General features: G+C 71.6%; 12 protein-coding genes. 7 read left to right on the top strand and 5 right to left on the bottom strand.

Features of this window, described 5'->3' with window-relative positions:
• Positions 1-23: 23 nt before the first annotated feature.
• Positions 24-1007: an aldo/keto reductase gene (locus ACLVWQ_RS23045; RefSeq protein WP_414111019.1), complete on the top strand. Its 984-nt coding sequence runs from the start codon at positions 24-26 to the stop codon at positions 1005-1007.
• A gap of 379 nt (positions 1008-1386) precedes the next feature.
• Positions 1387-1782 (top strand): MerR family transcriptional regulator, encoded by a 396-nt coding sequence (locus tag ACLVWQ_RS23050; RefSeq protein WP_414111020.1) that lies wholly within the window; start codon positions 1387-1389, stop codon positions 1780-1782.
• Between the two features lie 15 nt (positions 1783-1797).
• On the opposite strand, the gene ACLVWQ_RS23055 is transcribed toward ACLVWQ_RS23050, so the two are convergent.
• Positions 1798-2544: an MBL fold metallo-hydrolase gene (locus ACLVWQ_RS23055; protein WP_414111021.1), complete on the bottom strand. Its 747-nt coding sequence runs from the start codon at positions 2542-2544 to the stop codon at positions 1798-1800.
• A gap of 62 nt (positions 2545-2606) precedes the next feature.
• A complete protein-coding gene (locus tag ACLVWQ_RS23060; RefSeq protein WP_414111022.1) occupies positions 2607-2882 on the bottom strand; it encodes a YkvA family protein in 276 nt (91 codons plus the stop codon).
• Positions 2883-3078: 196 nt separating this feature from the next.
• Between ACLVWQ_RS23060 and ACLVWQ_RS23065 the strand changes: the two genes are divergently transcribed.
• The 3 genes from ACLVWQ_RS23065 (at position 3079) to chvE (ending at position 9490) form a co-directional block, all read left to right on the top strand.
• Positions 3079-4332 carry an FAD-dependent monooxygenase gene (locus ACLVWQ_RS23065; RefSeq protein WP_414111023.1) on the top strand — a complete coding sequence of 418 codons (1254 nt, stop codon included), beginning with the start codon at positions 3079-3081 and terminating at the stop codon, positions 4330-4332.
• Positions 4333-4411: 79 nt separating this feature from the next.
• Positions 4412-7639 carry an amidohydrolase family protein gene (locus tag ACLVWQ_RS23070; protein ID WP_414111024.1) on the top strand — a complete coding sequence of 1076 codons (3228 nt, stop codon included), beginning with the start codon at positions 4412-4414 and terminating at the stop codon, positions 7637-7639.
• Positions 7640-8392: 753 nt separating this feature from the next.
• Positions 8393-9490, top strand: coding sequence for a multiple monosaccharide ABC transporter substrate-binding protein (gene chvE, locus ACLVWQ_RS23075; RefSeq protein WP_414111025.1), 1098 nt, complete (start codon positions 8393-8395; stop codon positions 9488-9490).
• A gap of 68 nt (positions 9491-9558) precedes the next feature.
• Here the strand turns inward: chvE and ACLVWQ_RS23080 are convergent, their stop codons facing one another.
• Positions 9559-10224: a Tat pathway signal sequence domain protein gene (locus tag ACLVWQ_RS23080; protein ID WP_414111026.1), complete on the bottom strand. Its 666-nt coding sequence runs from the start codon at positions 10222-10224 to the stop codon at positions 9559-9561.
• A gap of 700 nt (positions 10225-10924) precedes the next feature.
• Here ACLVWQ_RS23080 and ACLVWQ_RS23085 point away from each other — a divergent pair.
• A complete protein-coding gene (locus ACLVWQ_RS23085) occupies positions 10925-11575 on the top strand; it encodes a DUF6230 family protein (protein WP_414111027.1) in 651 nt (216 codons plus the stop codon).
• Positions 11575-11976, top strand: coding sequence for a DUF6114 domain-containing protein (locus tag ACLVWQ_RS23090; protein WP_414111028.1), 402 nt, complete (start codon positions 11575-11577; stop codon positions 11974-11976). The genes ACLVWQ_RS23085 and ACLVWQ_RS23090 overlap by 1 nt, the downstream gene beginning before the upstream one ends.
• 21 nt (positions 11977-11997) lie before the next feature.
• On the opposite strand, the gene ACLVWQ_RS23095 is transcribed toward ACLVWQ_RS23090, so the two are convergent.
• Positions 11998-12636 carry an alpha-ketoglutarate-dependent dioxygenase AlkB gene (locus tag ACLVWQ_RS23095; protein WP_414111029.1) on the bottom strand — a complete coding sequence of 213 codons (639 nt, stop codon included), beginning with the start codon at positions 12634-12636 and terminating at the stop codon, positions 11998-12000.
• Positions 12637-12669: 33 nt separating this feature from the next.
• On the bottom strand, positions 12670-12867 hold the full coding sequence (locus tag ACLVWQ_RS23100; protein WP_414111053.1) for a CDGSH iron-sulfur domain-containing protein: 198 nt from the start codon (positions 12865-12867) through the stop codon (positions 12670-12672).
• Positions 12868-13018: the final 151 nt, after the last annotated feature.

Raw genomic sequence — 13018 nt, forward strand, 5'->3', positions numbered from 1 at the left:
GCGGCAGGTGCCAGACTGACTCCATGGACGAGCGTGAATTCAGCAGGTCAGGACAGCGGGCATCGGTGGTCGGACTGGGCACGTGGCAGCTCGGTGCCGACTGGGGCGACGTGGACGACAAGGACGCTCTGGCGGTCCTGGAGGCCGCCGCGGAGTCGGGGGTGACGTTCTTCGACACGGCGGACGTGTACGGCGACGGGCGCAGCGAGGAGACCATCGCCACGTTCCTGCGGGGCCGGCCCGACCTGCATGTGCTGGTCGCGACGAAGATGGGCCGCCGGCTGGACCAGGTCCCGGAGAACTACGTACTGGACAACTTCCGTGCCTGGAACGACCGTTCGCGCCGCAACCTGGGCGTCGACCGCATCGATCTGGTGCAGCTGCACTGCCCGCCGACCGCGGTGTACTCGTCGGACGAGGTGTTCGACGCACTCGACACGCTCGTCGAGGAGGAGCGGGTCGCGGCGTACGGCGTGAGCGTGGAGACCTGTGACGAGGCGCTGACCGCGATCGCCCGGCCGGGCGTGGCGAGTGTCCAGATCATCCTCAACCCGTTCCGGATGAAGCCCCTCCAGCAGGTGCTGCCCGCGGCGCGGGAGGCCGGGGTCGGCATCATCGCGCGGGTGCCCCTCGCGTCCGGACTGCTCACCGGCAAGTACACGAAGGACACGGTCTTCGCGGCGAACGATCACCGTACGTTCAACCGCCACGGGGAGGCCTTCGACCAGGGGGAGACCTTCTCCGGCGTCGACTACACCACCGGGGTGGAGGCCGCGGCGGAGTTCTCCGCGCTCGCTCCGGAGGGCGTCACTCCGGCGCAGCTGGCGCTGGCGTGGATCGTCGGGCAGCCGGGCGTGACCACGGTGATCCCCGGCGCGCGTTCACCCGAGCAGGCCCGAGCCAACGCGGCGGCGGGCAAGCTGCCGCCACTGTCGACGGAGACCTTGACGGCGATCGGGGACCTGTACGAGCACCGCATCAAGGAGCAGGTACAGACCCGCTGGTGACGGGTGACTGCCGTCGGCGGCGACAGGGGGTCGTCCGCAGGCGGCCAGCGACCGAGCGCGCAGTTCCCCACACCCCTGGGGCACCTCAGCCCCACGCCTCCCGCAGGGGTACACGGCGGGTTGGTCGGCCCCGTAGGGGGCGCGAGGAACGGCGCGCTCAGCCACATGCCTCCCGCAGAGGCACGCGCCGCGGTCGCCCCCGCCAGGGGCGCGAGGAACGGCGCGCTCAGCCACCCCCGGCCCGCGGCCTCGCGAACGACCGCACTCTCGCCCCCGGTGAGGGCCCCGCCGAGTATGCTCGACCCCTCTCACCGACGTGAACGTCAACTGCCGCCCCGCAGACGCGCGGAGCGAGAACGCACAGGTGGAAGGTGGTCGGATGCGGATCGGGCAACTGGCCGAGCGCACAGGCACACCCCCACGCCTCCTGCGCTACTACGAGGAGCAGGGCCTGATCACCCCCGAGCGCAGGGCGAACGGCTACCGCTCCTACGACGAACGCCTCGTGGACCGCGTTCAGCAGATCCGGGGACTCCTCGACGCCGGCCTGCCGACCCGCATCATCAAGCAGATCCTCCCCTGCCTCGACAAACCCAGCGCCATCCACTTCCCGGACCCGACCCCGGAGATGCTGGCCACCCTCGAACAAGAACTCGACCGCATGACCCGGCGCATCGACTGCCTCGCCCGCAACCGCGACGCCATCGCCGAGTACCTCGCGACGGTACGCGGCGACAGCGACGGCAACGGCCCGCCCTCCGCCCAGCGGAGCTGATCGGCGGCCCCGGGCTCAGGCCGCCCGGTCCCGCGCCCGCAGTGCCGCCTCGCGTACGGAGCCACGGTGCACAGGCCCGTGTCCGGGCAGCAGGACGTCACCCGACAGCGACGCGAACACGTCCAGCGAGGCCAGCGTGCCCCCCAGGTCGCGATGGAACATCACGGGCAGCACCTGCGGTCCCGCCGCACGCGCGGTGGGATGGCCGCTGACCAGACCGTCGCCCGAGATCACCACTCCCGCCTCCGGCAGATGGAACGCGCAGTGGCCGGCCGTATGGCCCGGCGTGTGCACGGGAACCGGCCGGCCGGGCAGGTCGAGCGGCCCCTCGCCGGGGAACACCTGCGGCTTGGCCACCGGGACCTGGGCGGTGCCCCCGGACCGCAGCGCGTGCACCGCCCACGGCACAACCCCCGGCCGCCAGGCGTTCCGGAGGACCCGCCCGGCGGACACCTGGTGGAGGAAGTCCCGCCGCGCGTGCGGTACTTCGGCCTCATGGGTGTAGACCGGCGTGCCGTAGGTGCTGCTGAGGTACTCGGCCGACCCCAGGTGGTCGTTGTGCGCGTGGGTCACGAGCACGGCCGTGACCGCTTCGGGTGAACTGCCCACGGCGGACAGGGAGGCGAGGACCTTCTCACGGTCACCGGGGTAGCCGGTGTCCACGAGGGTGACGGCGTCCCCCTCGGTGAGGATCACCCAGTTGGTGTTGCTGCCGTGCACGAGGTGGATGCCGTCGGCAACGTGGCGGATGTCTGCTTGCATGATCGTCCCGGCCCTTGAGAACCCCCGTCTGACGGACCCAGCCAAGCAGACCCGCGCGTGCCTCAGCGCAACGGGTCGGACGACGCGCGCATCGACCTCAGCGCCAGGAGCAGCACGGCGATGTCGTCGAAGTAGATCGGGTCGGGCAGCAGATCGGCCGGCAGCACGACATAGGCGACCGCTCCCCAGAAGACCCAGCGGGGCCCGGTCGGCAGCCCGGCGCGGCGGAGGTCGCGCCGGGCGCGGACCAGCCGGACGGTGAGGGCGACCGCCGCCGCGAGCGCCCCCGCCAGTACGGCCGCGCCGCCGATGATCAGAATCCATGTGGTGGTGTCCATGAGCCCTTCCCTGGCTCGCCCAGTGCTGCTCTTCGCCTGCCCAGGTTCGCCCCGTCCTCACGGCCGGGCCGCTCCGACACGCGGCGCGCTGCGGCGGACCCCTCCCGGGCGCCCCTACTCTGTGCTTTTGACCGACCACCTTGAGTGACTCCAGGGTGATTCCTGGGTGGTTCCTGAGCGAATGTGGGATGTGCGCGTGAAGATCGCCTGTGTCGGCGGCGGGCCCGCCGGTTTGTACTTCTCGATCCTGATGAAACGTCAGGACCCGGGCCACGAGATCACCGTCCATGAGAGGAACCCGGCCGGCTCGACGTACGGATGGGGCGTGACGTACTGGGGGAGCCTGCTCGCCGAACTGGCGGCGGGCGACCCCGAGTCGGCCCGTGCCGTGCGGGAGAACTCGGTCCGCTGGAGCGACGGTGTCGCACACGTCGGCGACCGGACGACCACGCACCACGGTGACGAGGGCTTCGGCATCGGACGCGGCCGGCTGCTCGACATCCTCGCCGAGCGGGCCCGCTCCCTGGGCGTGCGCGTCGAGTTCGAGGACGAGATCGCCGACGGGGCCGAACTGCCCGACGCCGACCTGGTCGTCGCCTGCGACGGCGTCCGCAGCGGGGTGCGCGAGCGCCACGGCGCCCACTTCGGCACCGATGTCACGCTCGGCCGCAACACCTACATCTGGCTGGGCACCACGAAGGTCTTCGAGGCGTTCACCTTCGCCTTCGTGGACACACCGCACGGCTGGATCTGGTGCTACGCCTACGGGTTCGGCGACGACCGCAGCACCTGTGTCGTCGAGTGCTCGCCCGAGACCTGGACGGGCCTCGGCCTCGACCGGGCCGACGAGGCGGAGGGGCTCGTCCTCCTCGAAGAGCTCTTCGTGAAGCTGCTGGACGGTCACCGGCTCATCGGCCGGGCGACCGCCGGCGGCAGCGCGCAGTGGCTGAACTTCCGCACCGTCACCAACCGCGCCTGGTCCCACGGGAACGTCGTCCTGCTCGGCGACGCCGCCCACACCACGCACTACTCCATCGGGGCGGGCACCACGCTCGCCCTGGAGGACGCCATCGCCCTGGCCGCCGCCCTGAACACCCGGGCCGGGTCCGAGCCGGCCGAACTCGCCCCGGCCCTCGCCGCGTACGAGAAGGAACGCAAGTCCGCGCTGCTGTCCGTGCAGAGCGCGGCCCGCCACAGCGCCCAGTGGTACGAGAACCTGCCGCGCTACATCACCCTCCCGCCCGCGCAGATGTTCGCGCTCCTCGGCCAGCGGCACTCGCCCCTGCTGCCGTACGTGCCGCCGCAGCTCTACTACCGGATCGACCGGGCGGCCGGGCGGCTCGAATCCCTGCGCAGGCTCAAGCGCTGGCTGGGCCCGAAGGTGGCGCGGACCCTGCACGGCACGAGGAGCGGTACGAGGAGCAGCACGAGAAACGGCACGAAGAGCTGACATCCCGTCAACATGTCGCCCGTTTGGCAGGAACGGCGGTGTTGCCCACGGGCCGGGAGATGCGCGAGCGTGCTGAGTCATGGACCGAGACCGGGGCGACGCAGCCCCTCCCCTCACCCTTCCCCTCTCCCGTCGTCAACTCCTCGCCGCCACCGGAGCGGCCGGTGCCGCCACCGCCGTCACCGCTGTCGGCGTGGCACCGGCCGCGGCGCGGCCGCGGACCGGGCTCTCCCTGTCCTTCAGCGCGGCCACCAACGGTTCGGCGACCCTCGCGCCCGGCGGCGACCGGCTGGTCGCCGAGATCCAGAACGTGCTGTGGTCGCTCCCGCGCACCGGTGGCCGAGCCGTCCCCCTCACCCCGGCGGGACTCGAACCGAACCGCCCCGTGTACGCGCCGGACGGCCGCCTCGTCGCCTTCTGCGCCTACCAGGGCGGTGGTTTCCACCTCTGGACGATGCGGCCCGACGGCTCGGACGTGCGCAGACGCACCGACGGGCCCTTCGACGACCGGGGCCCGGCCTGGTCGCCCGACGGCACCCGCCTCGCCTTCGCCTCCGAGCGCGGCGGCGACCCGGTCACCGGCAGCCCGTACCGCATCCATGTGCTGGACCTGCGCACCGGCGCGGCCGTGCGGGTCACCGGTCTGGACGGTCAGCCGGGACCGCTGCAGGACGGGGCGTGGGAGGACTTCGACCCCACCTGGTCGCCGGACGGGAAACGGATCCTGTTCGTGCGGGCGAAGGGCGTCACCACCGCGAACGGCACAGGGCTGGACGCCAGGACCGTCGCGGCCGTCCCCGCCGACGGGACCGGCCCGGTCACCGTGGAGCACACCGACACCACGACCGCGCAGATCATGACTCCCGCGCTCGCGCCGGACGGCCGTCGGCTGGCCTGTCTGCGGACCACCGCGGCCCCGGAGGGTTCCTGCACGCTGGTCGTCGACGGCGCACCCGTCGCGCTCGCCGGGGACGTCGCGCCGGTACCGCCGCGCTGGACGGCGGCGGGCGAGCTCCTGCTCACCGTGGACGGCGACTTCACCCTCGTACGGCCCGAGGAGCCGGCCCGGACGGACGTGATCCCCTTCGAGGGCGTACTGCCCGTGGAGCGGCCGCGGTACGACGTCAAGGAGTACGACCTGGGACAGGGGCGGGCCCGTCCGGTACGGGGCATCCATCTGCCCGCGCTCTCGCCCGACGGACGGCACATCGCCTTCGCCGCCCTCAACTCGCTCTGGCTGGCGGACAGTTCGGGGGGCGCTGCGCCGAAGCGACTGCGCCGGTCGGCGGCCACGGAGTATCTGCTCGGTCCGTCGTGGTCACGCGACGGACGGGCCCTGCTGTACGCGGACGACCGCGACGGGCTGCTCGGTGTGTACCGGCGGGATCTGGCCACCGGCGAGGAGCGCGCGCTCGCGACCGGCGGCCGGGTCCATCCCGCGCTGTCACCCGACGGGAGCCGGCTCGCCTGCCTGGACCTGACCGGACGGCTCGTCGTCCGTGACCTCGGCAGCGGCACGGAGCGGGTGCTCGTGAGCCCGCTCGGCGCCGGCGGCCTCCCCGGGCGTCCCAGCTGGTCGCCCGACGGCCGGTATCTCGCGCTCTGCGACCGCAACCGCCTCAACCTCCGCTTCCGGGAGGGCTACAACCTCGTCCGCGTCGTCGACGCCACGACCGGGGAGGACCGGCTGCACGCGGTGGCACCGCATGTCTCGATCGCCGACCGGTACGACTCGGGGCCCGTCTGGTCGCCCGACGGCCGCTGGATGGCGGTGATCGTCGAGTCCGCGCTCTGTCTGCTGCCCGTCGCGCCCGACGGCACTCCCCGCGGCGCCCTGCGCACCCTCACCACCGAACCGGCGGACCACCCCTCCTGGTCCGGCGACTCACGGACCCTGCTGTACCTCTCCGGCGCCCGGCTGCGGCTGACCGGCGTCGACGGGGGCCGGGCCCGTACCGTCCGGGTACCGCTCGACGGGCGCCGCCCCGTACCCGCCGACACCGTGGTGCACGCCGGCCGGCTCTGGGACGGCACGGGCGACTCCGTACGGGACGACGTCGACATCGTGGTGCGCGGCGGACGGGTCACCGCCGTCGAACCGCACCGGCGGCGTGCGGCGACCACCCGGATCGACGCCTCGGAGCGGACCGTCGTGCCCGGACTGTGGGACACGCACACGCACCCGTGGCAGGTCACCTACGGCAGCAGGCAGACGGTCGGCCAGCTCACCTACGGCATCACCACCGCGGTGTCCCTCGGCGGATTCGCGTACGAACAGGCGCGAATCCGCGAGGCGGTGACGGCCGGTCAGCTCGCCGGACCCCGGCTGCTGACCACGGGCGAACTCCTGGACGGCTCCCGGGTGGCGTACAGCATGGGGCGCGCCCATCGCACCAGGGACGGTCTGCGCCGGTCGCTGGAGCGCGGCGCCGCGCTGGACTGGGACTTCGTCAAAACCTATGTACGGGCGCCCGGTTGGGTGATGGAGGAGGCCGCCCGGTTCGGACACGAGCGGCTCGGTGTGCGCTCGGGAAGCCACCTGCTGTCGCCCGGCGTGCAACTGGGCCAGGACCTGACGACCCATCTGCAGGCCACCCAGCGCCGCGAGTTCGGGCACGCCGTCACCGCCTCGGGGCGCGCCTGCCAGGATGTGCTGGAGATCTACACCGCGCGGGGCGCGGACTTCGGTCTCATCGCCACCCCGTTCACCTCGGCGCCCCTCCTGGGCGCGGACCCCGCGCTCGCCGACGACCCCCGGGTCACCGCCGTGATGCCGCCCTGGGACAGCGCCCTCGTCCGGCAGGGGGCGGGCGTGCCGCCGAGCCCGGCCCAACTCGCCACCCTGCGCACGGAGACCGACGTCTACCGGCGGATCCTGGCCGCCGGCGGCCTCGTGGCGCTGGGCACCGACCAGCCGCTCGTCCCCGTCGGCCTCGCCCTCCACCTGGGTCTGCGCGCGCTGCACCGGGGCGGCCTGTCCCCGGCCGAGGCGCTGCGTACGGTGACCGTGCTGCCCGCCAGGCTCTTCGGCCTGGCCGGTGACCTCGGCACGGTCCGGCCGGGCCTGCTCGCGGACCTGACGGTGGTGGACGGCGACCCCTTCACCGACTTCGACACCCTCGTGCGCACGGTCGCCGTGCTGCGGGGCGGGGTCCCGTACACGACCGCCGACCTCGTGGCGGCGTACGAGCCCGGGTCCTCGCCCGCCAGGTCCTCGCCCGCCGGGTCGCGGGCGCCGGGCGAGGACGACTGGCTGGAGGTGGGGCGGCTGATGCGCCGGGAGGGGTGCTGCGACACGGGCTGGTGAGAGGCGGGTTCCGGAACGCTCACGGCCGCCCTCGGCCGGTCCGGGAGAGGGCCGCCCCCGACGATGCGAACGCACGCGCACGGTGTTCGAACGAGTTGTGATGCCGGCCTCCGGGGCTCGGCCCCGGCCCACTCGTGCGTTCGCGTGCGATCTTGCGACGACGTCGGATCGTGACGTCCGCATGATCGAACAACCGGTCGTCAAGGGCGGGCAGTTGGAACCGGATCCTCCACAAAACGCACCGAGTGCCGGCCGGTCTGCCCAGGCCGATCGTGCGCCGTCGCAACTAATGTGACGAAAGACGGCCACAGTGGCCCCGCACCGGGATACGCTGCCCCGCGCACCCCACGTTCGAGTCCGCGCACGTGGGGGGCCGGTCATCCCGGCCTGCTCGTGTGCGGGTTCAACGGAGCCCCAACGCGAGATACATACCGTCCGGTTTGACGCTCCACCCCTCACCGCGACCCGGTGAACCCAGTCCGACCCGGATGGCTCCACGCAGCCGGGCACCGATCAACCTTGGCGTCCGCCTCCGGTCCGTACGCGCAGTGCGGTCCTTCGGTACGGCGCCCCGAACCCCGTCAGGGCAGCCTCGGCTCGAACTCGGTACCGAACACAACGCACCACGGACTCCGCCAGGAACCGTGTGCCGCGGACGGCTCCATCACGACCTGCCGGCCCGGCCGGGGGCGTACTCCCCGGTGCACGGCCGGCGCCGAGTTCCGCCGACTGCCTTTCATCCAGTGAGGAACAATGAGCATGCGCGCCCGCACCACCGTAGCTGCGGCCATATCGACGGTCCTGTCCATCTCTCTCACCGCGTGTGGTGGGGACTCCGGCACCGGCAGCGACGGCAAGGCCGCGTCCGTGGGCATCACGATGCCCACGAAGACGTCACAGCGGTGGATCAACGACGGCCAGAACATGGTCGACGAGCTCAAGGGGTTCGGCTACACCACCACCCTCAAGTACGCCGACAACGACCCGAAGAATCAGGTCGCACAGGTCGAGGCCATGATCGACAGCGGTGTCGACGCCCTGGTCATCGCCTCCGTCGACGGAAAGGTGTTCACCGACGTCCTGGAGAAGGCGAACGCCGCGGGCATACCGGTGGTCTCCTACGACCGGCTGATCCTCGGCACACCCAACGTCGACTACTACGCGTCCTTCGACAACCTGAAGGTCGGCACGTTGCAGGCCGACTTCATAGCCGAGGGTCTCGGGCTCGTCAACGGCAGCGGGAAGGGCCCGTTCACCGTCGAGCTCTTCGCCGGATCCCCCGACGACAACAACACCCGGTACTTCTACCAGGCCTCCATGGAGGTCCTGGAGCCGTACATCCAGAGCGGGGACCTGATCGTGAGATCGGGGGAGACCGAGATGAAGGAGATCACCACGCTGCGCTGGGACGGTCCCACCGCGGAGAAGCGCATGAACAAGCTGCTCGACGCGGAGTACGCCGACCAGGACATCGACGCGGTCCTCTCCCCGTACGACGGGATGTCGCTGGGCATCATCAAGGCGCTCAAGGAGCACGGTTACGGCACCGCCGCCAAGCCGCTGCCCATCGTCACGGGGCAGGACGCCGAGGTGCCCTCGGTCAAGTCGATCGTGGCCGGCGATCAGAAGCAGACCGTCTACAAGGACACGCGGGAGCTCGCGCTCGTCACCGCCTACATGGTCAACTCCATGGTCCACGACAAGAAGCCGGCACTCAACGACACCAGGACGTACAACAACGGGAAGAAGGTCGTTCCCTCGTACCTCCTGGAGCCGGTGAGCGTCGACAAGGCCAACTACAAGCAGGTGCTGGTCGACTCGGGCTACCTCAAGCCGGGCGACCTGGACTGAGTCACGCACGGGTGCGGGGCGGGGAGATCCTTCTCCCCGCCCCGTCGCCGTTCCCGGCGCCCGTGGGGTCAGTTGACGTAGACCGCCGCGCCGCCGCCCTGCGTCGTGTCGGTGACCGGGGCGTACCTGGCGGTGAAATAGCCGTTGCTGAAGCACAGCGACGAGCCGGAGAACTTCGTGAACTGCTGGTTCTTGAACGAGATGCTGTTGTCGGTGTTGTCCGCGGTGCCGGACAGGCTGGGTGCCCGGTACACACAGGTGATGCTGCCGAGCAGCGTACGCAGCACGACAGTTGTCTGGATGGTCGATCCGCCGGCCGGTGTGATGGTGAGGGTGCCCGCGGAGGTCACGGCCGTGGTGTAGGGCAGGTTGTCGACCGTGATGCTGGTGACGCCGAGCACGCCGACGACATTGCTGGAGCAACTGGCGCTGTTGAAGGTGTGGCTGGTGACCGACTCGGTGGCCGTGCCGGGCGCGGCGGGGTTGTCGATGACCTTGGCGACGAAGGCCGACGAGGAGCAGGAGACGCCGCTCGTGCCGGTGCTGCTGGAGTAGAGCGTGGCGTTGGTGCCGGTGGCCAGGGAGGCGCTGAGGACGTCACCGGCGGCGACCGCCGTGCCGCCCGTACCGCCGGTGGTCAGGACCGAGCCGTCGGCGGCCGACGCGGGGCCGGCCGTCGAGAGGGCGAGGGCCGTGACGGCGGCGGCCAGGGCGAGTGAGGTGCGAGTACGCATGCGGGTGCCTCGTTTCAGGGAGTGGGGATGCCCGGCAGGGGTGACGTGCGCCCTGTCGGAACGGAGGGGTGGCCGCCACCGGCCCGTCGCGCCTTCTCCGTACGCGACGGGCCGGCGGTGGCTGCCGGGAGGCCGGCCGGGGGCGTCGAAGGACGGCCCCCGGCACGGGACCGGCGGAAGGGGCGACCGGGCGCGGTCCGGAGGGGGAAGTGACCGTGCCGGTGCCGGGGAGGAGTGGACGCGGATCGCACGTGCGGTCGGTCTGTGGGCGACGGTCCGCCGACCGTCCGAGCCGGCCTGCCGGCCGCGTGAGGGACCTGCCGGCCGTGTGACGGGACGGAGCCGGGGATCGACGTGCGTGTCCGCACGGATCCGGCGCCACGGATCCGTGCACGGCCAGGGAGAGTTCTAGACCTGACCGATGTTCAACGTCAAGACGTCGCACGGAAGTTGACGTTCAGTCAGAGGCTGAGGATGAGCACTCCACGGGTTCGTCACATCTTCGACCTCCTTTTTGCACAAGGTGCTTGACCCTTGATGCTTACCGCGGGTAACTTCCGTCGCGGCTACCGCTGCGTAACGCGAAGTCCCTCGCACCCGGCAGGAGTTGCGAGGAGGCGTGCGCCGCGCCCGCTGTCCGCGCCAGGACAACGTGCCGCCTGTTGCCCCACCTCGCGTCGACCATGCCCTTGGAGCAGAAATGGCCTCGTCCGAAGCGCCGGAGAGCGGTAGTGCACCGGAGTCCCCCGCAAGCCCCGAGAGACGGGGGCGGGTCCGTCTGCGCCGCGCCGCGGTGATGGCGGTACCCGCCACCGCGATCACCGCCGGCCTCATGATCCTCACCGCCCAGGGAGCCCTGGGCGTGCAGTTCGCGATCTCCGGTATGGCGTTCACGGTGACCGCGACGAACCTCGACGGCCAGGGCTTCGAGCAGTTCGGTGCCCTCGACCACATGGCCGAGGGGAGTCCGAACGAGGGCGACACGGGCGGCCAGGTCCTGGTGGTCGTCTCCGCGATCAAGAACGCGACGCTCACCAAGCTGTGCCAGAGCGTCGACCTCGGCGGCACGAACCTGCTCATCACCGCGGGCCAGGGCTCCCAGAAGGTGAAGGCCACCGACCTGGTCACCGACTCCACCGAGCTCTCGGGCGACGCCGCCTTCGACAACATCGAGATCGGCAACGACGCCAGCACTCTCGACAAGGCAGGAGTGCAGGGCCCCAAGGGTGTCTTCAGCCAGCAGGCCGACACGGTCAAGATCGCCAACCTGCGGCAGACCAACTACGCCACCACGGCAGCGGTGTTCAAGCTTCCCGGGCTGAGGCTCCGCTTCAGCGAACAGGGCTGCTGATGCGGGGCTTTCGGCGCTGGCGTGCGGCCCGCCCGTTCTGGGGAGGGCTGCTGCTCGCCCTCGGCGGGGCGGAGATCCTCGTCACGGAGAAGGCGTCGCTGAAGGTCGTCCTGCACATCGGTATGCAGGGACTGGCCGGCTACCTCCTGCCGGGCCTGATGCTGATCTGCGGACTGCTGATCCTCTTCAACCCCGCGCAGCGCCTCTTCTACTCGATCTGCGGTGTCCTGCTCTCCCTGGGCACCTGGATCACCTCGAACCTGGGCGGATTCCTCATCGGCCTCCTCCTCGGTGTCGTCGGCAGCTGCCTCACCTTCGGCTGGCTGCCGGACCAGGAACCGCGCCGCGCCCGTACCTGGCGGCGGCGCGGCCGCGGCGGAGTACCGGCGCCTCATCCATGACACCGGCCGCGCGGCCCCCGGTCACCGCACGCCGTGCGGCCGGAACTGGATGCTGACGCGCGGGCCCGCCGCCCGTGCGCTCTTGGGGATCGCGTGCTCCCAGGTGCGCTGGCAGGAGCCGCCCATCACGATCAGGTCGCCGTGTCCGAGCGGGCGCCGCACCACGGCCCCGCCGCGCCGGGGTCTCAGGAGCAGATCGCGCGGCGCCCCCACGGACACGATGGCGACCATCGTGTCCTGACGCGCGCCGCGGCCGATCCGGTCCCCGTGCCAGGCCACGCTGTCCCGGCCGTCCCGGTAGTAGCAGAGCCCGGCCGTGGTGAACGGTTCCCCCAGCTCGTGCGCGTAGTGGGCGGACAGGGCGCCGCGTGCCTCGTCCAGAACGGGATGCGGCAGCGGGTCGTCCGCCCGGTAGAACGCCAGCAGCCGGGGTACGTCCACGACCTGCTCGTACATCTGACGGCGCTCGGCCCGCCAGGGGACCTCGTCGGCGAGCCGGGTGAAGAGCGCGTCCGCTCCGTGGAGCCAGCCGGGCAGCAGGTCGATCCACGCCCCGTCGCCGAGCACGGTCCGGTGCGGGCCGGCGGCCGGCCCGGCGAGCGGGCCGAGGCGGATGGCGTCGCTCTGGTCGAACAGGGATCCCTGGAGGTGCGTGGACATGGTTCCAGGCTACCGCGCATTCGAACGGGCGTGCTATTCAGTGGGAGGTGCCGCCGGGCGGGCGGCCGGGGTGTGACGGCGGTGGCTGGTGTCGCACCAGGGATGGACGCGGCTGCGCCGGCATGTGCACAGCGCCACGCAGAAGCGGTCGGAGGTCACGGTCGTGCCGTCCTCCAGGACGACCTCGACCGGTCCTTCGACGAGCAGGGGGCCCTCTCGGCGGGCGACGATCCGACGCCGGTGTGCGGCGGGGCGCTCGGTCGCGGCCGCTTCACCGCCCCTCTCCTCCGGCTGTTCCGATTGTTCTGGTTGCTCTGACTGCTCCGACTGCTCCGGATTCCTCGGTTTCTCCGGCGAGGTTTCTCGGGCCTCCTTTGGGCGT

Origin of the sequence: Streptomyces sp. CWNU-52B (assembly GCF_047444975.1) — a bacterium.
In the GTDB taxonomy this organism is placed as follows: domain Bacteria; phylum Actinomycetota; class Actinomycetes; order Streptomycetales; family Streptomycetaceae; genus Streptomyces.

Bases quoted from the DNA above. Each gene is read 5' to 3' on its own strand.
- ACLVWQ_RS23045 (WP_414111019.1), top strand. From the start codon at position 24: ATGGACGAGCGTGAATTCAGCAGGTCAGGACAGCGGGCATCGGTGGTC.
- ACLVWQ_RS23050 (WP_414111020.1), top strand. From the start codon at position 1,387: ATGCGGATCGGGCAACTGGCCGAGCGCACAGGCACACCCCCACGCCTC.
- ACLVWQ_RS23055 (WP_414111021.1), bottom strand. From the start codon at position 2,544: ATGCAAGCAGACATCCGCCACGTTGCCGACGGCATCCACCTCGTGCAC.
- ACLVWQ_RS23060 (WP_414111022.1), bottom strand. From the start codon at position 2,882: ATGGACACCACCACATGGATTCTGATCATCGGCGGCGCGGCCGTACTG.
- ACLVWQ_RS23070 (WP_414111024.1), top strand. From the start codon at position 4,412: ATGGACCGAGACCGGGGCGACGCAGCCCCTCCCCTCACCCTTCCCCTC.
- chvE (WP_414111025.1), top strand. From the start codon at position 8,393: ATGAGCATGCGCGCCCGCACCACCGTAGCTGCGGCCATATCGACGGTC.
- ACLVWQ_RS23080 (WP_414111026.1), bottom strand. From the start codon at position 10,224: ATGCGTACTCGCACCTCACTCGCCCTGGCCGCCGCCGTCACGGCCCTC.
- ACLVWQ_RS23085 (WP_414111027.1), top strand. From the start codon at position 10,925: ATGGCCTCGTCCGAAGCGCCGGAGAGCGGTAGTGCACCGGAGTCCCCC.
- ACLVWQ_RS23090 (WP_414111028.1), top strand. From the start codon at position 11,575: ATGCGGGGCTTTCGGCGCTGGCGTGCGGCCCGCCCGTTCTGGGGAGGG.
- ACLVWQ_RS23095 (WP_414111029.1), bottom strand. From the start codon at position 12,636: ATGTCCACGCACCTCCAGGGATCCCTGTTCGACCAGAGCGACGCCATC.